The following is a 22313-nucleotide window of genomic DNA, read 5'->3' as shown; positions in this document are numbered from 1 at the left end:
CCATTTACCGTTTTAAGGTAGCACTCAAATCATTCCTGTCGTAATGTAATTGCCGGGTTTAACATCGCGGTACGATAGGTTTGTATACCTATAGTGAGCACACCAACTAATGACAGGCAGCCCAGGCATACCGCATAAATCCAGATTCCTGGCGTAGCCCGATAAGTGAAAATATGCAGGAACAGCGATCCCAGGAAGCCTCCCAGGGGCAGGCCAATAAAAGCTGCTATGAGGATCAGTTTTACAAAACTCCACGACAAAAGGCGCATCATCTGCCCCACTCCCGCCCCCATTACTTTACGGATGCCGACTTCCTTCACCCGCTTCTCCATATTATACGTCACTATTCCCAGCATACCGAGAGACGCGATCACAAAAACGATCAGGATAATAACACCAAACAATTTCAGGTCCTCATTTTCCATGTAATCATCATACATCTGTTGCTCATACCAACTGTATAAAAAAGGTTCATAAGGATACAGTCGCTTCCAGAGGCCTTGAAGAGAAGCTACAAGCGGCTCTTGTTTAACACCGTCCTGGACTAACAGTGAAAGTGTTTTAAAGGCACGGGGATCATATTGTAACACCAAAGGCGTGACCGGCATCTCATAACGCATGAAGTTGAAGTTTTTTACAACCCCCGCTATTATCATTTCACTACTATCCAGAATGATTGTCTGTCCTATGCTATTTCGGGCGTCCGTCAGGCCTAATGACTGTACTGCTTTTTCATTTATCACGACAAAATGGCCTTTAAGGGTATCGGAGTTATTCTCCGGCAAATTATTACCGGCCACAAAACTGAGCCGCATGTTACGGATAAAGGCAGCATCTACCGCATATCTATACGCCCGCAGCGGCTCCATGCCATCTTTGATACGGGTATTCCTGGTGATCATTGCCGGTTCTGCCGCTTCATTGAAAGGGGCAGAAGTCGCTCCTACGCTGTTAACGCCAGACAACTTAGCTATCTCATTGCTGAGCAGCCGGTAAGTATTATTATGATCTGCCAGTGGAATATTAAGAATGTTCTTGCGGTTAAAGTTGTCATTGTCCGTAGCCATATAGCGGAATTGACTATACATCACAGCGCTGAATACCATAAACACCAGCGATACTACAAACTGGATCACGATCAACACCTTGCGAAAGCCTATTTTTCGGAAATCCGCCGCTCCCAGTGCTCCCTTAAGCATCATAACCGGTTTACCGTATGACAAAATTCTTGCTGGGGCTATACCAGCCACAACGCCAGTGAAAAGCGTAAAACCAATAAACGCCAGCCACAGGACAAAGGGATGTTGTACCTCCCAGGTCAACCACGGGGCATAGATAAATGAGCGCATCACCTGTAGGCCCAGGAAGCCTATTATCAATGCGCAGAAAGCCAATAGTACACTCTCCATCAGTAACTGCAGCACCAGCTGCCAGCGCGCGGCGCCTGCTACCTTACGTACGCCTATCTCCCTGGCCCTGCTCAGGGAACGGGTGAGTGTAAGGTTGGTGTAATTAAATATCGCCAGCGATATTATTACCAGCATCATAATGATGTTTACCAACACCTTAAACCAGGGCTCTACTCCTGGATTATTCTGTAGGCCCTGAAGGTCTGGTGAAATCCTGCTGATAAGCTGCCTGCGGAAACGTAGCTCTTTAATACCAGTAAAATCCACATGTTTTTTGGTATCCGCCACTACCTGCTCCAGCATATCGTCCAACTTGGCAGATGACGCGCCCTTTTGCAGGAGCACATAAGTGCATCCGTTATAGTTAAGCCAGTCATTCTGATTAGCTGTAGGATTAAGCAAGGGATAAGTAGCGATGGACACTACCAGATCTGCCTCCAGGTGGGTCTGCTTTGCCCCCAGCGGCGCGAATACACCTGTAACGGTGAATGCTCCCATATCTTTATTCTCAAGTACTTTACCTATGGGATCAACATTACCAAAGAATTTTTCAGCCGTTTCGTGAGAGAGCACCACAGTATAAGGCGCTATCGCAGGCGTACCCTTCTCCAGCGCGAAGCCAAAAAGTTGAAAATACCCGGGGCTTACATAGTGTCCCCATGCTGACAGTGACTTTATCCTATTACTGAAGCTACCTCCAAAGCCACGGATCACCTGTGCCACCTGCTCAATACCACTTTGCTCCTGGAACAATTTTGGGCCAAGCGGTAAGGGCGTAGTGGCGAGAGAGAATGTTTTGCCTTCTTTATTGGTGACATCTGTAAGAATGCGATAAGTGCGGTCAGGATAAGGATGAAAAGTATCTTTCTCAAAACTACTCTGCACCTGTATAATAATCAGCAGGCACATGGCCATAGCCAACCCTAGCCCAATGAGGTTGATCAGTGAAAACAACCGGTGTTTCCATAGATTGCGCCAGGCAATACTCAAATAGTTTCTTAACATCGCTATTATATTTTCAACCTCCTAAGAGGGCTCACTAAGGCTGTTTAGCATTAGCGAAACATTAAATGAAGCTGCTAACCAGTGCAGATAAATATTCCAGCTGTACTGCAAGCTAAGAAAATGCCTGAATACAAAATGATGATAACTAATTAATTAATAATTCACATGGCGAAAATGTGTCCGGTTTTGATACAAGTTATGTTCAGTCATGAACGTTCCTACTGATAATGAGTAGCGACGCCCTATATTTTATAGGGAAATGGGGCTAAAATTGCTTAACTTAGATAAATAATATCATCCATGTTATACCTTGCTTATGAAGCGGGTTATCATCTTTTTCGCCCTACTCTTTCTGATTCCATCGATACTTATAGCACAAAAGGTATTTATTATAAGGATTGATGGAAGCATCAATCCTGTATCTGCTGATTTTATCCATCACTGTATCAACAAGGCCAATGCTGAAAAGGCCACTTGTCTGGTTATTTACCTTAATACCCCCGGCGGATTACTACAATCTACCCGCAACATTGTACATGACTTACTGGAAGCTCCCCTGCCCATTGTGGTATATGTTGCCCCCGGAGGTGCACATGCCGGCTCTGCAGGCGTTTTTGTGACCATAGCTGCGCATATAGCGGCGATGGCGCCTGGCACCAATATCGGGGCGGCGCATCCGGTGGGCTTACAGGGCATGGATACGGTGATGAGTGAAAAAGTGACGAATGATGCCGCGGCATTCATCCGATCCATCGCCAGCCGACGGAACAGGAATCTGGAATGGGCAGAGCAGTCGGTCCGAAAGAGCCTTTCCATTACAGAAAATGAAGCACTGGAAAAAAAAGTAATAGACCTGGTGGCCGCTAACCAACAGGAATTGCTAAACCGTATCGATGGCAAAGGCGTAAATACATCAGCTGGCATTAAGGTATTACATACAAAATATGCGCAGACAGAAACGCTGCAGATGGGCATGACAGAAAAAATATTGTCAGTGCTTACCGACCCAAATGTTATCTATATACTGCTATTGCTGGGCTTCTACGGCATACTGTTCGAGCTATATAACCCGGGCGCCATACTACCCGGCATTGTAGGCGTGATATCGCTGGTGATAGCCTTCTACTCCATGCAGGCCCTTCCTGTCAATTACGCCGGGCTGGCACTGATTATATTTGCCATTGTACTTTTTGTACTGGAGATAAAGATCATCAGTCATGGAATGTTGACAATCGGTGGTATTGTTTCTCTGCTGCTGGGCTCTCTTATGCTGATCCATTCAGATTCCGCATTGGAATCTGTCAGGATATCACTCAGTGTGATCATCGCTGCGGTCACAGTTACCACACTTTTCTTTCTGTTTATCATAGGTGCAGGATTGAGGGCCCAGCGCGCAAAGCCGGCAACCGGCATTGAAGCAATGGTAGGTGAAACCGGTGAAGCGCTGGATATACTGAACCCATCGGGAAATATAATGGTACACGGGGAAATATGGAAAGCAGAATCTGTTGAGGGGCAGATAGAACAAGGAGAAAAGATACGAATTATCGCAGTGAAGCAACTCAACTTAATTGTTGGACATTTAATTACCTGATATAAAACAGTCAATGCTATGATGTCATATTATTCTATCTGGATAATCGTCATTGTCCTTTTTGCGGTCATCCTGCTTACAAATGCAATCCGCATCCTGCGGGAATATGAGCGTGGCGTTGTATTCCGCCTGGGACGACTGGTTTCTCCTGATGGTGTACGCGGGCCAGGATTAATACTGCTCATCCCCATCATTGATAAAATGGTAAAGATCAGTCTGCGCACGGTAGTCATGGATGTACCTTCCCAGGATATTATCACCCAGGATAATGTATCCGTCAAGGTAAATGCAGTCGTGTACTTCCGGGTGGTCCAACCCAGCAAGGCCGTTATACAGGTAGAAAATCACCTGATGGCCACCTCTCAGCTTTCGCAGACCACACTGCGTAGTGTACTGGGGCAATCAGACCTGGACGATCTGCTCTCACAAAGGGAAAAGATCAACATGAAACTGCAACAGATCATCGACAAACATACAGAACCCTGGGGGGTAAAAGTCTCCAATGTAGAAGTAAAGCAGATAGATCTCCCGCAGGAGATGCAGCGAGCCATGGCCAAACAGGCAGAAGCGGAAAGGGAGCGTCGTTCCAAGGTCATAGCCGCAGAAGGTGAATTTCAGGCTTCCCAACGCCTTGCCGACGCGGCAAAAGTGTTGAGTGAACAACCCAGTGCGCTCACGTTACGTTATCTGCAGACACTTAGAGAAATTGCGACTGAGAAAAATTCCACTACGATCTTCCCCATACCGATAGATCTGCTGAAACCTTTCTTAAATAGGCCTGAATAGAAGGCGAATGGAGGCTGCAATTCCCTCGGAAATTTAGTGGGGCAGCTTCTCCCTGAAGAAACCATATACCCAGGTTCCGGCAATAGCGCTCAACAAAGTAAGTGCGATAACAGTTGCCCCCGCGCCAATCTGCGCAAACAGTGGACCAGGACATGCTCCTGTTGCAGCCCATCCAAGACCGAAAATAAGCCCACCATATATTTGCCCTTTATTAAATTTCTTGGGCGAAACATGGATCGGTTCTCCATAGATAGTTTTTATGTTGAACTTCCTGATCAACCACAAAGAGACAATGCCTACAATGACCGCACTACCAATAATGCCGTACATATGAAAGGATTGCAGACGAAACATCTCCTGTATACGGAACCAGCTAATAGCTTCGGACTTTACAAAAATCACCCCGAAGAATATTCCCACGACGGCGTATTTAATATTGTGATACCATTTGTGACTGAGTTGACTTTCATTGACACACATGGCATCCTGTGATCTGATTTCCAAATCTTTTTCCATAGATGTATTTTGCTTCATTGCTTCAGGATTTAAAGTGACAGGATAAGAGGGAGTATCAGGTTCGCCATGATAAACCCGCCGATCATAAAACAGACTGTTGCCACCAACGACGCCCATTGCAGGTTGGAGAGTCCCATAATAGCATGACCGCTGGTGCAACCACCTGCATAACGGCTTCCAAATCCCACCAGAAACCCACCTGGTATCATTAACAGAAACCCTTTCAAGGTGAACAAAGACCGCCAGTTCATGATATCTTCCGGAATCAGATTCCTATAATCGGTAATACCGTAGCCGGCCAATTCTTTGGCTAAAGTGGGATTTACCGATACAGGATTGGGATCGCCCAGCAACTTCACGGTTAGCATACCTCCCAGGAGAATACCGCATATAAAGAACAGATTCCACGCTTCTTTTTTCCAGTCATACTTGAAAAAAGGGATATTAGCCGGCATACAGGATGCACAGATATGACGAAGCGATGAACTGATCCCGAAAGATTTATTGCCAAGTAATAACAATGCCGGAACTGTAAGCCCGATCAATGGCCCTGCCACATACCAGGGCCAGGGTTGTTTTAATAAGTGTAACATTTTTATCATTCTATTTTCCTTGCATTATTTTATTTCATTACAGATAATTTCACGAATTCCCTTTCTCTTTCCACTCTTTCATTCCACCCGAATAATTCTTCACGTTGTCAAATCCATGCTTTCGTAATATGGAATAGGCTATTGTTGAGCGGTCTCCTGCCTGGCAATGGAGCACGACCTGTTTATCCCTGCTAATCTGGTCCAGATTGTGCTGCAATGTTCCTGCAAACACATGATCAGCACCCTCAATATGCCCGGATTGGTATTCGCTTTCTCCACGCACATCTACAATCTGCACGCCGTCCTTACCGATATAGGATTTAAATTCTTCAATATCGATCACATCGGCCATTTGCAATTCCAGTCCCAGGTTCTGCACATCAGACACATATCCATACATGTTGTCCATTCCAATACGCATCAATTTGCGGGTCAGGTCTTCAATTTGATGATCATCCGCAACCAAAATGAATTGCTTCTCATAACTGATCTTCCATCCCATCCAGGTAGAAAAAGCATTGTTACCCTGGATATTCAGGCTGCCGGGAATATACCCCCTGGCATACTCCACCTTATTGCGGGTATCAATGACTATCAGACCATTTTTATAGGCTGAAAGAAACTCTCTATTGCTAAGTTTGGGACGTTTCGGCACCTCCACCAGTAATGGGCGGTCCACTTTATTCAGGTGCTTCATCATGGCGAAGTATTTAGGCGGCTCTGGTTGTCCTTCCAGCAGATAATCAACAAAGCCTTGTTCATCATTATCGTACCTGAAGGCCCAGTTGCGAATCTTTTCGTAGCCTACCGTAGAACCAGGAACGGCACCCAATGCCTTACCACAGGCAGACCCCGCGCCATGACCGGGCCAAACCTGAACATAGTCGGGAAGTTCAGTAAAACGCCGGATGGATTCGTACATCTGTTTGGCCCCCTTTTGCCTGGAGCCGATGATGCCTGCGGCTTTTTCCAGGAGGTCAGGACGTCCAATGTCTCCCACGAAAACAAAATCTCCCGTAAAGATCATAACAGGTTTGTCGGTAGCCGGGTGGTCAGTCAGCAGGAAGCTAATGCTCTCAGGTGTGTGCCCGGGTGTATGCAGGACTTCGAGTGTCAGGTTACCCACTGTAATTTTATCTCCATGCTTTAAGCCATTATGTGGAAACTCGTATTGCCAATCCTGCCCACCTTCATCTGAAAGATAGAGCTCCGCGCCGGTGGCGGCGACAAGTTCGCGCGAACCGCAAAGGAAATCAGCATGGATATGCGTTTCGGCAGTATGCGTGATCTTCAGATCGTTTTGCTTAGCAATCTCCAGGTATACATCAATATCTCTTTGCGGATCAATAACGATGGCTTCCCCTTTGGCCTGACAGCCTATTATATAACTCGCCTGCGCAAGGCTTTTATCATAAATGCGTTGAAAAAACATATTTATATCTGTTTTTTGTTCTTACGTTGCTAATTCTTATAATTCAAAAGTCCTTCAATATTTCCGCACGTACAGTAACTTTGGTTACACAAGGAAATATTTTCGATTGCAGCACGTACATACCACCGCCGACAACTAATATGTGATAATGCGTTTTCATCATAATAGTCTTCATTTTAGCCAGATTTCTTTACTATGATATAGATGCCCATGATCAGTACAAACCAGCCAAAAGCTGGCTTCAATTTCTTTCCATCGATCTTTCGGGAGATAGAAGCGCCAATAAATACCCCAACTACAGCAATCAGCGTAACAATGAGCAGGAATTTCCAATGGACGACGGCGTGGGCAAGCGATGACAGGAATCTGACGAGAGAATCGGGCTAACTAATTCATAATAATTCATGGTGAAGTCATTGCGGGGAGGTTCATTTCAGGCGCTGCAAACGGATGATTTACAGCCACTACCGCTATGTATGCGATTTTAGCACGATCTTATTGCGCCCAAGCTGCACAATACCATCCTCTTCCAATTGCTTTAGCAGCCTGGAAACAACTACACGGGCTGTTCCAAGTTCATTCGCTAATTGTTCGTGTGTAATTAATATGGTGGAGGATTGTGTAACCCCGACTTTCTTTTTTAACAGGGCAAGCAGCCGCTCATCTAATTTCTTGAACGCGGTGGCGTTTACCATGTCCAGTAATTCTTCAAAACGCTTATGATATAAGCGGAAAATATAAGTGAGCCATTGCGGGTACTCCCTGATAAGCGAGGATACTTTCTCTATAGGCAGGAACAGGATTTCTGCATCTTCTTCGACTTCCGCCTTCACTTTACTAGCTTTATTAAGCAACCCTCCCATGAAAGACATGATACAGCTTTCGCCAGCTGTTATATAATAAAGAAGGATTTCCCGCCCGTCTTCTTCTGTTCTGATAACCTTCAGAACACCTTTAGTGATAACCGGAATCGATCGGGCGTTGGAGTTTTCGTTAAGGATGATAGTGCCGGCCTTGTAGCTTTTTGTTATTCCATACTTATACATTGATTCCACAAGGGCGGGTACCGATTTAAATTCAACTATCTCGTTCAGATTCTCCATACCACAAATTTACATTTTTCCCCCGAGCTGTGCAACGCGGTCAAACTTCGGATAACCCTGTTCGGGTTTCCGATACCTGAGATCGCAACAAACCCGACTTCCTGAGAACGGTCTCAAAAGCCGGGTTTGTTTCCAACAGGCATTACCACCCCCGTTTTGTCTACGGATCTGCCGTTTGCTTTTACGTTTCCTTCTACCTGCCCTTAGCTAATTCATCCCACGTAAATTTCCATTTACATCAAACGTAATCCGGTAATTACGCCTGGCTGCCTGTATCATGATATACCATTCTTTTACATGTACAGTTTTGATCTGACTAAAGTAAACAAACTGTATAGTTTCGGCACCTTCCATTGTTTTTGACTTTTCCACTGCTATATCATATACTTTTTTTGCCGTGCTGAATTTTACTTCATCCAAAGACATTAGCAGCATCTCGAGTGGAAAATGTTGGTTACCGGCAATCTTCACTGGCTTTTGTATTTCCCATGCTCCATTGCTGTAGGTATAAGTATCGACATTCCCGGGAATATCAGGATCCTGAAGATCGATAGATATCATGCCTCCCCGGTAATCATAAAAATAAAAGCCCGCCATGAAGAACAGCTTTTTCCCTTTAAGATGAGGCAAATCATGTAGTGCCTGTTGAATGCTGTCAAGCGTTGCAGCGTTTTCGAAAATGCTTTTAGAAACCTCTTCTGAAACGGATGAAATTACAGTTGATGAGGAAAAAACAGTTGATGAAGAAGACGCATTACTGTTAGAGGGTGCTTGTTTTTTTTGCGGGACCGGATGCAACGTTTCATCAATACTTCTTCGGACCTCCTTACATGATGCCATAAAAAAGAGGGTCAGCAGAATGGTCAATATATTATACCGTGAGGTCTTCATAAAATACAATTTTTTCTGGTTCGTCTGGCAGAAACATGATCTCTTTGGGTCCATTATCGAGCTTATGAACGTCAAGTAGTGAAACTATTTTTTTAAAAACGGTTTTACGCCTGTTATCCTGATGGTCTGTATATTCAATTTCAAATTGCACTTGTGGCTGTTCATTAATGTACATGCCTGTCTGCTTGTAGCTTAAGATGGTACCTGTAGTTTTAATACCATACATTATCATGCGGAGCGATTGCTTCGAGTCGCCCGATGCTTTTCCGATAAAACGCAGCAGGAGCATTATAAATATGCCAACACCAATGTTTATCAGCGGTACTGAAATCCAGGGATGCGAAAGTCTAAGGAAACGCCAGCCAGCTCCCAAACTTTCGAATCTATACGAAAACACAGGGTAAACGATGGCAGCAGTAAGCAAAAGCATGAAAATGAGCGAATAGAGTAGCACCACGCCTTTATTTCGTAAGACTTCCAATGATTTTGGAACAAATATCGCCTCCTGACCATTGATACCGGCACTCATTTCGATAGTGTTGCCCACCTCGAAACGGTTTTCAAATGGCTTACCATCGTTCAGCTCGTAGGGCAGCTCTATATGCGTTCCGACAAGGTTGCTGAATGCCAGTGTGAGTTCAAGTGTGACGGCATCATGAATAACGCCTTTCTTCACTTTCCGGATGATTTTTGCTATGATGGTAGTTCCTTCTTTGGCGGTTTTCTCCAAATGGTGTTTATCGGTAAATACCAGCTTAATGAAGAAACGGCAATATAACCCGATTACAACCAGCCAGCTGACGGCGCCAAGGCCCAGATATAAAAAGGCGGTACCGGCGCTCTCCTGTGGTGACTCTTCTATATCGCCATTGTAATAGAGGAAGGCCGGCATTGCAACGGTAAAACCGAGTGTATACAAAAGCCAGAAAGAAATACCAAGGCCTGGTTTACTCATAATGATATGTTTATCATGTTGTTTAAATGCTCCTCCTCCTCCATCTGAAGAAGCGAAGCCATCGGCGCGTTATTACCGGAACAAAGGTCAACAGACATCTCTTCAACAGCAAACTTCAGGTGGCTACGGAATATCTACTTTCTGGTATAAACGTGTCTACAATATGACTACAGGTTTCTTTATTTAATTGTTATATAAATAATTACATATGACATAAAGAGCATTTTCTTTAATTGTTTTATCTGCTGTCTTATCGATTTACAGTAAATTGGCGGTATGAAATCCTTATTGTCGCTATTCATTTGCCTGATCTGTTTAGGTGGTTTTGCGCAAACCAGGTTGTCTGACAGCCTGCAATCAGTTATTGACCACCCAGACTTAAGCGAGCAGGAGAAACCAGTGTTGTTAAACCAGCTGGCAGAGTTCTACCGGGTTAATAAAGAATATACGAAGGCAATAGGCGTCGCCCGGAAGAGTATATCGATAGCGTTGAGCATAAAGAATTATACTGACGCGACCAAAGCTTATCTTGTATTATTGAATAGCAGGATCAGTGCACAGGAACTTGGCAACCTTAAACAACTGAGCGATACTTTACTCTTAGTGGCAAATAAGGCGGGCGCCCCTGTTGCCATGGCCTATGCCTATTACGGACAAGCATTACTGTTTAAAATGCTTGAACATCCGGAATCCGTAATGAAGTACTGTCAGATGGCCCTGAAGATACTGGAGAAAAACCCTGACCCTTATATCGCCGCCAAGGTCTACTATCAGTTGTATGCAGTCAATTCCAACTGGAATAATGGAGACCAGACCTATCATTATGCCTCCTTAGCCACGGAAAACGCCTTAAAAACCAAAGATTATACGCTTCTGAGCAATTGCTATAATGCAATGTCCACTGCTTATGAATATAAATATGATGAAAATCGTAAGAAGGCAGTGCTTGACAGTATCTTATATTTCCTTAATAAGTCAGAGAACCTCTATACACATTATCCGGGTCAGGTTAATAATTATGCTTACGCAATAACCTGTATTAATATTGCCAGTTACTACCTCAGATTTGCCTCTTCTGCCGATAGCAGAGCACAGGCGCAGGGTATATATTATGCCAATACAGCCCGGACAGTTTTAAAAGATGCCCCCAATAGCCAGGAGGTGATAGCAAGTAGTCTTGGCATCCTGAGTGAATATGCCAAGCGGGATGGTAAGAACGAAGATGTGGAACGCTATCTGCTGGAGGCCTATGACGTGATGCAGACCCAGCAGCCACCCTATTATTATACAATGATCAATGTAACAAAGGGCCTGGCTGATTTCTATGAAGGTCAGCGAGATTATAAGAATGCGCTTAAGTTTCAGCAGCTCGTAAATGAATATAGCGGCAAAAGCTTTGACCAGCAAAAGGCATTAAAGGCCCAAAAGCTTGAAATAGAATATCAAACGGAAAAGGCCAATAACGAACTGCGGTTTCTAAAGGAACGCGAGAGAAGTCAGCAACAAAAAAACTTTTTATATATCTGTGTTACTATCATATCCATCTTGTTTCTGTTCTTTTTATTCAGATCTTATCATTTCAGGTTACGTTACTCATTACAACGTGAAAAACAGCTGGAACTGGAAAAGCAGGATTCCGAGCTGCAGTTGAAGTTTGAGAAGGAAGAACAGGCGAGACTGAAGGCCGAACAGCAATTGATGGAGATGCAGCAGCAACAGCTGAAAAAAGAAGTAATGGCCAGCGCATTGCAATTAGAACATAAAAATCAGATGTTGTACAATTTGAAGGACAAACTGGCAGAAGGGAATGGAGTAAACATGCAAAAGGTATTGAAAGAAGAAATGATCCTTGACAATGATTTTGAACAGGCTAAACTACAAATCCAGCAGGTGCATTCTGATTTTTTCCAGTTGCTGAACGAGAAAGCACAGCGAAAGCTTACCCTACTCGACCTTAAACTATGCGCTTACCTCTATCTTCAGATGGATACGCGTCAGATTTCACAGCTGATGCATGTTGAGGCCAAAAGTGTCAGAATGAGCCGTTATAGGATCAAGCAAAAACTCGGTCTGGAAAAGGATCAGGATCTGAATGTCTTTTTGCAGGGTTTAAGGTAAAATATCCTGTTATCAGCCCTGGCTGGCTATTGAGACTATAATAAACAGCTCCTCACCTGGCCTTCTCCATTTGTTTAACAATACCCCATCCCTCCGGCGTAATGCCCATAATCTCCGTGGCAACACCCAGCGTTTGATACGTATCGAAGAAAGCCATTCTCGCAATTGGATGATCCACTTCGCTGAGGACTTCATACCCTTGTTCGCGCAGCTCGCTGGTGATCCGTTCGAAATCGCTTACCGGTAAACGGAAGGCGACGTGCTGTATTCCTCCTGCGGGATACTTTTCAAGATAGTCATGAAACATGCTTTGGCCGGAAACGGGCTGGACTAGTCTCAGTGCCGGGTAGTACTGCTTCTTCCGGTGAGCCACCCAGACAAGTAAATTGAGCCGTCAAAGAAAACGGTTAGCCTGTCCAGAAGCCGATCTTTGCATCGTTATCAATAAAAATAGAAACAATGACAACAATAACAAAGACAGCTCTTGGCCAAAATGGGCCACTCGTGTCTAAACTAGGCCTGGGCTGTATGCGCATGTCTCCTGTTTGGGGACGCGCGGGGAATGATGAAAATGAAAGCATTGCCACCATTCAGACAGCATTGGATAGCGGCATTAACTTTCTGAATACAGGAGATTTTTACGCTAGCGGCCACAATGAGCTGCTTGTAGGCAAAGCCATCAAAGGCAGAAGGGATGATGCCTTCATAAGTGTCAAGTTTGGTGCGATCTTTTATGGCAATCAAATGCTTGGGTTGGACCTTCGCCCTATAGCCATCAGGAACTTCATCAATTATTCTCTGGTACGTTTGGGTATAGATACCATTGATCTTTATCAGCCGTGCAGACTTGACAATAGTGTTCCGGTGGAAGATGTGATTGGTACTATTGCCGACCTGATCAAAGAAGGAAAGGTACGTCATCTCGGCGTTTCTGAAATAACTTCAGATCAACTGCGTAAGGCGCATAGTGTTCATCCTGTAACAGCATTGGAAATAGGTTATTCATTGGCAGATCGCCAGATAGAAAGTGACCTGCTTCCTACGGCTAAAGAGCTCGGCATAGGAGTTGTAGCATTTGCCAATACAGCCGAAGGCTTACTCACCGGTGACATGAAAGCACCTCTTCCGGCTGATGCCTACCAGCATCACTTCTCCCGTTTTCAGGGAGAAAATCTGATAAAGAATCTGGAAAAAGTCGAAGTATTAAAGCAAATGGCAAGAGAAAAGGGATACACACCCACACAACTGGCAATTGCCTGGGTAAATGTGCAGGGAGATCATATCATTCCATTGGTAAGTATGAACAGGAGATCACGGTTGGCAGAAAACATACAGGCCATGGAGATTGAGTTCACGCCTGACGAAATGAATACGCTCAATACGCATTTCTCACCAGGTGCAATACTTGGAGGTACATACCTGCAGCGATAGTGGCTTTGCACATAAGCGCTGACTGTTTTATATCTTTACATCATGACGAATCGAACTGAAATAATCCCAGGGGTCTTCTTCTTCTCTTATCTCGCAACCCAAAAAAAAGAGAAGGTAGCATTCCTGCAGCACAATATGCTGGTATTGTTGGTTTCAGGCCGTTTCACATTGGAAACTGCTAACCAAAAGATCTCAATGGAGCGCGGCCAAATGTTGCTGATACAAAAAAACCAATTAGGAGAAATCACAAAGACGCCTTTGGACGGTGAGGATTATCAAACAATTGTCATTAGCCTGAAAGAAGACTTGCTCAGGGAAATCGCCCTGGAGGAACAAATAGAGACAGGACAAAAATATACAGGTCCGTCCAACATACTTATCCCCGGAAACGATTTTTTGCAGGCCTTCTTTCAATCCGTGATTCCATATGTTCGGCACCCGGAAGAAAGAATAGCCAAAGCGGTGGGTTTGCTAAAAGTAAAAGAGGCTATTCTTCTTCTCCTGAATACTATGCCCGAACTAAGGAAATTCCTGTTCGACTTTTCGGAACCTTATAAGATAGATCTGGAAAAATTCATGCTCAGCAATTTTCATTACAACGTTCCCGTTGAGAAATTTGCACAACTCACGGGAAGGAGTCTTGCCGGGTTCAAGCGTGATTTCCAAAAAATATTTACGATGGCACCCCGGCAGTGGTTACTGGAAAGGAGATTGGTGGAAGCCCGGCATCTTATAGAAAAAAAGAACAAAAAGCCATCTGCAATTTATCTTGATTTAGGCTTTGAAAGCCTCTCTCATTTCTCGCATTCTTTTAAGAAGAAATTCGGCAAGGCACCTACCGAATGGTTGGCTTAGGGCGATCAATTATTTCACGCTATCAAAGTGTTATAATGACCTACGAAAAGAGACAGGTTATTATAACACTTTGATCTTTGCTACCGCTGTCCTGGTGGGGCCATTATAGTTATAGTATTTAATCCCGGATCATGCATCTGGAATCTCAGGCTCTACTAACTTAGCCAGTTTTTCCAACGATTCCTGCCAGCCTAAATAGCACATTTCTGCAGGGATCGCTGCAGGAATTCCTTCCTGTGTAATTTTTATCTCCGTACCTGCGATGGTTTTCCTAAGTGATACCGAGGTAGTCATTTCTCCAGACATGTTGGGATCGTCAAATTTATCAGTGTATTTCAAAAACTCATTAGGTTTGAGCTCCAGGTATGTCCCACCGAATGAATGACTATTGCCGGTTGAAAAGTTTTGGAATGATGCTTTGTGAGAACCACCTACACTTACATTCATTTCATGAACGGTGCAAATAAATCCATAAGGAGGCAACCATGAAGCGACTGCAGCAGGCTCAGTAAATGCCCGGTATACTTTCTCCGGAGATGTCTTAAGAACTCTGTGTAGCAAAACAGTATTGTTTGACATAAGATACATTTTTGTTCCTACTCATCTGGCTTTTCGGCTCCGCCCGTTTTTGAAGTGGTCGCTGCTCCACTTGCTTTTTATGCCGGTTGTTTGTTTATCAACTTCGACATGGCAAAGATGGTGAGAAGATTAAATTTGGATAGAGGCTACATTAGACATTTTAAAGGGCTGTTTGCGACCTGGCCTCCAAATTATCAAGTTCCTGTCCCAGTGCTATGCCATCATGATCACCAGGTAAAACAGGAGGCGCTCCTCCCCTGCTTTAGGCCCAGCCCTGTTGATCGCGATTGCTGATACAATATTAGCACGATAAACCCTGTCATTTCAGGCTATGCCCATAGGACGCCAAAACGTGTCCACAGGACGCAAAAACGTGGGGACGGAAATATCAATAAATCTGATGTAACGCATACAAACAAACATAAAGCCCTCATATCTTGTTTATTCCTTTTGTCCACTTTGACTACTGTAAAGTCAATCCTGAACCTCACCATAAAAACTGTAAAGTTTTTATGTACTAATACAACATGCTTTGAATAGGCTTTGAGATTCGTTTCTCCTATGTCTATCTTACGTTCATCTTACGTTCAAAGACGTAGGATGAACGTAAGATAGACATAGGAGAAACATTGTTCAAACGAATCCCGAAGCCATCTCAAAGCCTATTCAAATGCAACCAAAAGCTTCTAAAATATCGATTTCAACATCAGGCAGCATACATCAAAAAAAAACAGGAAAGTTTATGGAATTTCCCATTTTCTACATCTGCTTTTTATGACGACGTATTATCTTACCTGCGGAGGTATGTTGGTACTGGCCCTCGCGCATTTCGGCAATACTCCCAGGGCAAACCCGGTTGCCAATGCCTGGCTTGGCGGCTTTTTTCTCTGCGCCGGTAGCGCCGTACTGGCATTTATTGCCCAAGAGACAGGGTTGGATATACGCTACCCGCTTCTCGTACCACTAACCGAATCCATCCGCCTGGCGATGGCGCCCTCACTATACCTGAGTGTGCTGTATTTTACTGCTGTCCGGCGCTCCTGGAAACGGGGAGATTATTTGCATTTTTTGCCGGCGGTATTGTTTCTGCCGCTATTATTCTTCGGAGGTCCTCACCTGCCCCATTTTTGGGGACGATTTGTCGGCATCAGCGTTAAGTTACAAATGCTCATTTACTGGATACTCTCCTTCAACCTATTACGCAAGCACAGTAATTCGATCCGCGAAGTAAGCGCCGAGGTTCAAAAGATAGATCTGAAATGGCTTCGATACATGCTGCTTGGGATCGCTGTGCTAATGTTACTTTGGTATAACCAGGTTTTCCGGGTGAGCGGAGATCTGGAACGCTTTACGGGCATAGGTTATTTATTAGCTATATATGTGATCGCCTTCTTTTCGCTGCGACAGGGAGAGATTTTCCCATATGCAGAAACGGAAAAACCTGCCCTGCAGGAGGTCATTGAAAAGAAAACCACCAGTCCAAGGCTGACGGAAGATGATATTTCGCGGTTGAAAGCCCGCCTGGCCCAATTAATGGAACAGGAGCAACTATTTACCAATAACGACCTTCATCTTCCTCAACTGGCCGGCAAAATGGAGATATCCGTTCATGAGCTATCCTATCTGCTTAATAAAGGGTACAATCAAAATTTTTATCAATATATCAACCATTACAGAGTGACCCGTGTAAAGGAATTAATGCTTTCAGAAAAGCACCGGCACCTCAGTATCCTGGGTATCGCATTTGAGGCCGGATTTAACTCTAAAACCACCTTTAACACCACTTTCAAAAAGATCGAGGGCATGTCGCCCGCCGAATACCGGGATTTACTGGTTCGGATGGATACAACGGGGCATTAAAATGTACTTCCCTGGCTACTATTGCAAAAAAACTGGTAGCTATGGAACATGTAAGATTCTCCCGAAAATTGTTCGTTTGTCTGTTGGCTGGCCTTATTGTCGCCGCTGTTTTCCGGCGGGTTATGGCCCGTTATCTCCTAACGTTGATCCCCATAAAAACTGTCTGGACCCTTTCCTGGTCATGTCTGCTGATTTTCGTGGCGTATACCTTTGTCTGGCAACAGCAGGAAAAGGTCGGAAAGGGAAATTCCGTGGCCAGACTCATTTTCTTTCAGACCCTTATTGCCTATACCCTGGCATTCGACCTGGCGTCATTTGGCTGGCAAAAGATCTTCCACTTGCAAATGGTGGTACCTCTTGGAATACTGGATCTTCCATTTAACAGTCTCGACGGAGAGACCCTTACCTGGGCCTATTTCAGGCGGTCCTATCCCTTTACGGTATCAATTGCCATTTCACAGATGGCAAGCGCCTATCTGCTATTATGGCCGCGAACCCGGTTGCTGGGACTGATCTGTATGGTACCCATTTTGCTAAATATCATCCTGATAGACGTCTTTTATCATCTACCTACAGGAGTGTTGCTGCATGCCATCATTTTAATGGCCGGGGTCATATACCTGATGATGCAGTACCGGACCCACCTCGTGAAGTTCTTCTTCCATGCGCTACCCGCGGCCATAACAAGCACGGCGCTTAACAACCGTACTATACACATATTACGTTCAACAGTGATATTACTGCCACTGATTCTACTGGCAACTTATACCTATCCGGACAAACATCCACAATTTACCGGCAAGTACAGGGTCAATCACCTCATGATAAATGGCAGGCCTATAGCGGCTCATAGTACCAAAGACAGCGTGCTTACCACTGTGTATATGGACTGGCTGGACGATTTTGTGCTTGAATTCAATCATTATAACAACAGGTATATCGGAACATATCAATATGACCCTGGAACAGATAGTTTGCGGGTACAATGGCGCTACCCGGTGGGCTTCAACACGCGTTTTTCAGGTAGTCTAAAGAAGGCTGATAAAAAAGGAGATTATTTATTCGCAGGACAATTAGGGACGAATATACTAGAGATGAAGCTTGAGAAACTACCGGAACCTTAACCGGATCACAAACCCGGCTTCCTGAGAACATTCTCAAAAAGCCGGGTTGTTTTTTTCTGGAATGCTACCAGCTGTAATAAAAAACAAGCAGTATCCATCAGGCTAAAAATTCTTCCATCAACATATTAAATTGAGAAGGCTTTTCCATCATAGGCGCATGGCCACATTCAGGTAAATACATCAGCCGATGGAGCCATGCGATAATAGCTCTCACAATTGGCCAGAAAATCATCAGAAAAACTGAACCTGATAATCTTTTCGTTCCCCTCATCATCAATGATCGTAAATGCAAACTGCCCCGATACCACAAAAGCTGCATAGCGGGCTATTTTGCCCAGTCAGGCGTATTGTTCTTCATGATATAGCCATTTTAACGCAATAAAATTAAAACTAAACCTGATATTTTGTACACAACCATGCAATAAGCAAAGAATAACTCAAGGTTATACATTACACGAATCACACCGTATTATCTTTCGTCAACATATCACTGCTAAAATTTGTCCGTAATAGCTAATTCAAAACAAGGCAATCGTTGCTCCCATTGCGTTATCCACTTGTTTATGTTTTGTTCATCGAATCTGGTTGGCCGAATCCCAGATATTCGTATATTTGACTCAATTAGCTTCACATAGCTCGTTAACCATTTGATTGCTCTACTCAAAAACCATTAGTATGTAATGTTTTCCCTTCGTTAACCTGGTATATAGCCGCGGTATACCTCTCACATATATTCATTACCCTTTAAAATCCTGTTATTATGAAAAATTTAAGCATTGTTCTAATGGTATTAGTACTGCCATTTATGTCCTTTAATAATGCTGACAAGAGGCCAACTGCGCCACCTGTAAAAGAAAAAGTCAAAAAAGCAACCCGTAGAAATGGCGCTGACAATATAACGGTGGTAAACAATACGCCGTATTCAGTAAGTGTCGATATTAAAATTTCGCTTGGGCCTAATGGTGCGGTGAATAATCATTACACGCTCACAGTACCTGGCAATCAATCTGTAAGTACTCCAAGCTTTGACGGTACCTGTAGTTATGTAGACGGTAATAATACCACCTATATGCTGGTGGAATGGACCTCAAGCGGCCCTGCTGCTGCTTCCAGTTACCAATTCTTTTTTGCCGATGGAACAACATATGGCTGTAAGTACCGGACTACCCGTAACGGAGGCCTTGGCACCTACCTTGACGGCGGTTGTGGTACACAGTTCCTTTTCCTGTATAACACCACTAACTGCGGATCATAAAACAAACACTTATTTTTTTCGCGGCAAATGATAGCAGGAAGGGGCGCTATGCTTCCCTTCCTGTTATTTTAGTTATGCAACACAGTTCTCAATAGAAGAACGTCTTTGCGCCTACCGTGAAGTAACACAGATAAAACTATTTCGCAAGCAGCGCCTGTCCCTCAAAAACCACTCCAGACCAGCCGTGCTTCATAAATTGCCTGATATTCTGATGATCAGTTCCATCCGGACTATTTAATACCGATTGATAATGTTCTGCAAATAAATACAGTGTATCTTCCTGGCTTAGGTTGTTTAATTGCGCGAAAGCAAAAACCTTCGCGCTACCCTGATTCTGAGTTGCCTCGTTATATGCTTCCCCATTTTTAAAAGCCGTTGGTTGGTGCTGGTACCTGGCTTCTATAAATTCAATCACCTCTTTGAACGTGAGTGTATTCGATTTCAATTTTTCAATCAGCATAATTATTTGTTCTTTCATTCAGAATGGCATGTTTTAAACTAATGTGAGGCTATACAGGATACCTCAGTAAACTCATTTAACGGGCCAAAAATAGAAATTTACTTTCAAGTTGCCAGATCATCCCCCCAGGATTCATAAAATTTCTCTCTTCAGTTGATCAGATAACGCATATTCCGGGCATAAAGTGGAATTTGCAGGGGATATCAACGGAGATGGGTTTAGCGATATTATCGTGTTACCATCCAGAATGGCAGCAAGATATTCCGTGAGGAAATAGTTAAACAATAATTTAAACGTAACAGAAAAAGGAGCCATTGTCTAAAAACGATGGCTCCTCCTTTCATATCCTATATCATACTCATCTTCTTCACATCCTGCTTACTATATACCTGCAGCCCACCTACCCAGGTCTCCAGTACTTCTATATTCCGCATATTCATATAAGGATCCTTCATTGTGAGCGGGTCCTGCTTCAGGATAACAAAATCAGCAAAGTGGCCTGCTTTCAGTGAACCGGTCCACTTTTCAGCATAACATTGCCATGCAGCATCATAAGTTACCGCAGTTAATGCCTGCTCAGCTGTAATACATTCCGGCGCATTCAATACTTCAAGTTCGGGATCGGCCTCCATTATCCGCGTAACCGACTGCTCCATCATTCTTAAAGGCCCCAGCGGACTTACCTTATGATCACTATGCAGTGTTATTTTCAGTCCCTCGTTAAGCGCAGTATTACAAGGATCAAGTATGATAGTCTTGTCGCCGAAAATAGCTTCCCGGAAAGCATATCCCCAATAACCCACATGACCAATCAGGAAGCTCGGAGATACCTCCAGCTCCTTCATCGTTTTCAACTGATCTTTGGTTATTAAAGAGCAATGTTCTATCCTGTGACGTACACTCTCCTTTGGTTGGGATATATACTCCTGATACACCTGGATAGCAAACTGAATGGCCAGGTTACCATTGGCATGCAGCATCAGCGGCCAGCCCTTTTTGGCAATGACGGCGTCTATCAGGTCTTTGAAATCCTGTGGGGCATTCAATGGTCTCTTATTATCTCCGAAATTAAATACACCATAGTTGTTCTCCGGCTTACATAGATAGGCCTCTGACTGATACCCTGTTAATCCCTGATTGGAACCGTCGGAAATCACTTTTACATGCCCAATGTATACATCCTTGTATTCAGCGGGAGGAGCATAATCAGGTAAAGCTTTCGCATCATCCATTGATTGAACTATTTGGGCTGCGCCTATCCGCACTGCCCGCTTGTGTACCAATAAATAGGCATCAAGCAACTCTTTCTGCTGATTGTTCATCCCGGCATCATACACAAAGGTTGTTCCTCTTTTATTGACCGTCTGGAAAATCTCTTTCAGGTGCGTAAATGACTCCAGGAACATGGCGTCCATCTGCGGCTTCGGGATTGTTATGAGGGCAGGCTGCATACCTGCTGATTCCTGCAATTGTCCGTGTGTGGCCTCCCGGTAATCTTTGAACTCAGGATACTCTTTCCGTAAATGTTTGTTCTTTTCATTATAATAAACTGCCTTCAGTGCCGGGGTATTCACGTAAAGCGTATGCATTGAAGCACTCATTAGCATTAGGGGAACCTCTTCGGTAATAGCATCCAGCCGGTCAATATCTACAGTTATTAATTCCTTATTATCTTTTTGCAATGGCATTAAAGCCGGATCAAGACCGGCTCCCAAAATCCAGTGTCCTGGCTTCACAAAAGGTATCTCCTGTTTAATGATTTCACTAACCATCTCCATATCATATCCAGGACGTAAATCCTGTTCATCAAACCCACCGACATCCAGCCATCCCATCAATATAGCAGTAGGTATAAGATGAACATGTGGTTCAATAAGACCAGGTAGTAAAGTATGCCCGGGTTGCAATACCCTGGATGCAAAACCGGGATGATGTTGCTCCATAAATACTTTTACATGCTGTTCGGTACCGGTAACCACAACATTCCCATCTGCGAAGCCTATGGCTGGTACCTTTTCAACAGCCCCATTGATCATCGGCCTTATAGTTCCACCGCTGATCATCAGCGCCTGGGTCTTTTCTTCTTTGACTTTATTCTTTGCTGTTGGAAGTGAGGAAAAGTTTTCCGAACTGAAAAGCTCATCTTTCAGTATTGTCAGTATCGGATTGTTACAGGCACAGTGCGTGCAGGAATCATGGTGTACATGTTGGTTTTCCATATTATTTGAGGTTTTGGTTGCATGAGGAAAGCTCCTGATAAATCCGGATTTATCAGGAGCATTTCAGGAATTGAGACTAAATCCCACTTAATACAGCTAATGATATCAAATTGTTCACTTACCAGTGC

Annotated in this window: 21 protein-coding genes; 9 read left to right on the top strand and 12 right to left on the bottom strand. The window is 44.0% G+C overall.

The genetic code is table 11. From position 1 onward, the window contains the following. Nucleotides 1-29: 29 nt before the first annotated feature. Complete coding sequence (locus F3I09_RS20840; protein ID WP_149696970.1) at nucleotides 30-2414, bottom strand: ABC transporter permease; 2385 nt, start codon at nucleotides 2412-2414, stop codon at nucleotides 30-32. 316 nt (nucleotides 2415-2730) lie between these two features. Between F3I09_RS20840 and F3I09_RS20835 the strand changes: the two genes are divergently transcribed. Next, nucleotides 2731-4008 (top strand): nodulation protein NfeD, encoded by a 1278-nt coding sequence (locus tag F3I09_RS20835; RefSeq protein ID WP_149696969.1) that lies wholly within the window; start codon nucleotides 2731-2733, stop codon nucleotides 4006-4008. An 18-nt stretch (nucleotides 4009-4026) separates the two neighbouring features. Next, entirely contained in the window at nucleotides 4027-4794 is a 768-nt protein-coding gene (locus F3I09_RS20830; RefSeq protein WP_223233322.1) for a slipin family protein, read from the top strand. Between the two features lie 33 nt (nucleotides 4795-4827). On the opposite strand, the gene F3I09_RS20825 is transcribed toward F3I09_RS20830, so the two are convergent. The 7 genes from F3I09_RS20825 to F3I09_RS20795 all read right to left on the bottom strand — a co-directional run bounded on the left by F3I09_RS20825 (nucleotide 4828) and on the right by F3I09_RS20795 (nucleotide 10284). After that, nucleotides 4828-5328, bottom strand: a complete 501-nt coding sequence (locus F3I09_RS20825) for a DUF6691 family protein (protein WP_149696968.1) — start codon at nucleotides 5326-5328, stop codon at nucleotides 4828-4830. 11 nt (nucleotides 5329-5339) lie between these two features. After that, entirely contained in the window at nucleotides 5340-5903 is a 564-nt protein-coding gene (locus F3I09_RS20820; RefSeq protein WP_149696967.1) for a YeeE/YedE family protein, read from the bottom strand. A gap of 49 nt (nucleotides 5904-5952) precedes the next feature. Further along, entirely contained in the window at nucleotides 5953-7335 is a 1383-nt protein-coding gene (locus tag F3I09_RS20815; protein ID WP_149696966.1) for a rhodanese-like domain-containing protein, read from the bottom strand. Between the two features lie 176 nt (nucleotides 7336-7511). Continuing rightward, the gene (locus F3I09_RS34810; RefSeq protein ID WP_149697039.1) at nucleotides 7512-7697 is read right to left on the bottom strand and encodes a TSUP family transporter; all 186 of its coding nucleotides are present in this window, start codon (nucleotides 7695-7697) and stop codon (nucleotides 7512-7514) included. Between the two features lie 108 nt (nucleotides 7698-7805). Next, on the bottom strand, nucleotides 7806-8438 hold the full coding sequence (locus tag F3I09_RS20805; protein WP_149696965.1) for a Crp/Fnr family transcriptional regulator: 633 nt from the start codon (nucleotides 8436-8438) through the stop codon (nucleotides 7806-7808). A 207-nt stretch (nucleotides 8439-8645) separates the two neighbouring features. Further along, nucleotides 8646-9278, bottom strand: a complete 633-nt coding sequence (locus F3I09_RS20800; protein ID WP_149696964.1) for a hypothetical protein — start codon at nucleotides 9276-9278, stop codon at nucleotides 8646-8648. A gap of 31 nt (nucleotides 9279-9309) precedes the next feature. Beyond that, nucleotides 9310-10284, bottom strand: a complete 975-nt coding sequence (locus F3I09_RS20795) for a hypothetical protein (protein ID WP_149696963.1) — start codon at nucleotides 10282-10284, stop codon at nucleotides 9310-9312. Nucleotides 10285-10560: 276 nt separating this feature from the next. Between F3I09_RS20795 and F3I09_RS20790 the strand changes: the two genes are divergently transcribed. Then, on the top strand, nucleotides 10561-12402 hold the full coding sequence (locus F3I09_RS20790) for a hypothetical protein (RefSeq protein ID WP_149696962.1): 1842 nt from the start codon (nucleotides 10561-10563) through the stop codon (nucleotides 12400-12402). 52 nt (nucleotides 12403-12454) lie between these two features. Here F3I09_RS20790 and F3I09_RS20785 read toward each other — a convergent pair whose 3' ends face one another. After that, nucleotides 12455-12709: a hypothetical protein gene (locus F3I09_RS20785; protein WP_370512665.1), complete on the bottom strand. Its 255-nt coding sequence runs from the start codon at nucleotides 12707-12709 to the stop codon at nucleotides 12455-12457. A gap of 152 nt (nucleotides 12710-12861) precedes the next feature. On the opposite strand from F3I09_RS20785, the gene F3I09_RS20780 reads away from it, so the two are divergent. Together F3I09_RS20780 and F3I09_RS20775 are read left to right on the top strand one after the other, a co-directional pair. After that, nucleotides 12862-13833: an aldo/keto reductase gene (locus F3I09_RS20780; RefSeq protein WP_149696960.1), complete on the top strand. Its 972-nt coding sequence runs from the start codon at nucleotides 12862-12864 to the stop codon at nucleotides 13831-13833. Nucleotides 13834-13875: 42 nt separating this feature from the next. Continuing rightward, complete coding sequence (locus F3I09_RS20775; protein WP_149696959.1) at nucleotides 13876-14688, top strand: AraC family transcriptional regulator; 813 nt, start codon at nucleotides 13876-13878, stop codon at nucleotides 14686-14688. 129 nt (nucleotides 14689-14817) lie between these two features. On the opposite strand, the gene F3I09_RS20770 is transcribed toward F3I09_RS20775, so the two are convergent. Then, complete coding sequence (locus F3I09_RS20770) at nucleotides 14818-15267, bottom strand: SRPBCC family protein (protein ID WP_149696958.1); 450 nt, start codon at nucleotides 15265-15267, stop codon at nucleotides 14818-14820. A 774-nt stretch (nucleotides 15268-16041) separates the two neighbouring features. Between F3I09_RS20770 and F3I09_RS20765 the strand changes: the two genes are divergently transcribed. From F3I09_RS20765 to F3I09_RS20750, 3 genes are all read left to right on the top strand, one after another. Beyond that, a complete protein-coding gene (locus F3I09_RS20765; RefSeq protein WP_149696957.1) occupies nucleotides 16042-17127 on the top strand; it encodes a helix-turn-helix transcriptional regulator in 1086 nt (361 codons plus the stop codon). Between the two features lie 41 nt (nucleotides 17128-17168). After that, nucleotides 17169-18251 carry a hypothetical protein gene (locus tag F3I09_RS20760; protein ID WP_149696956.1) on the top strand — a complete coding sequence of 361 codons (1083 nt, stop codon included), beginning with the start codon at nucleotides 17169-17171 and terminating at the stop codon, nucleotides 18249-18251. A gap of 760 nt (nucleotides 18252-19011) precedes the next feature. Continuing rightward, complete coding sequence (locus F3I09_RS20750) at nucleotides 19012-19506, top strand: hypothetical protein (RefSeq protein WP_149696955.1); 495 nt, start codon at nucleotides 19012-19014, stop codon at nucleotides 19504-19506. A 136-nt stretch (nucleotides 19507-19642) separates the two neighbouring features. On the opposite strand, the gene F3I09_RS20745 is transcribed toward F3I09_RS20750, so the two are convergent. Beyond that, on the bottom strand, nucleotides 19643-19984 hold the full coding sequence (locus F3I09_RS20745) for a HopJ type III effector protein (RefSeq protein ID WP_149696954.1): 342 nt from the start codon (nucleotides 19982-19984) through the stop codon (nucleotides 19643-19645). 166 nt (nucleotides 19985-20150) lie between these two features. On the opposite strand from F3I09_RS20745, the gene F3I09_RS34805 reads away from it, so the two are divergent. Beyond that, complete coding sequence (locus tag F3I09_RS34805) at nucleotides 20151-20243, top strand: FG-GAP repeat protein (protein ID WP_223233321.1); 93 nt, start codon at nucleotides 20151-20153, stop codon at nucleotides 20241-20243. Between the two features lie 70 nt (nucleotides 20244-20313). On the opposite strand, the gene F3I09_RS20740 is transcribed toward F3I09_RS34805, so the two are convergent. Then, nucleotides 20314-22185, bottom strand: a complete 1872-nt coding sequence (locus F3I09_RS20740; protein ID WP_149696953.1) for an amidohydrolase — start codon at nucleotides 22183-22185, stop codon at nucleotides 20314-20316. Nucleotides 22186-22313 lie beyond the last annotated feature (128 nt).

Origin of the sequence: Chitinophaga sp. CF418, from assembly GCF_900142925.1 — a bacterium.
Classification (GTDB): Bacteria; Bacteroidota; Bacteroidia; order Chitinophagales; family Chitinophagaceae; genus Chitinophaga.
This window is presented reverse-complemented; position numbering and strand designations above follow the sequence as displayed.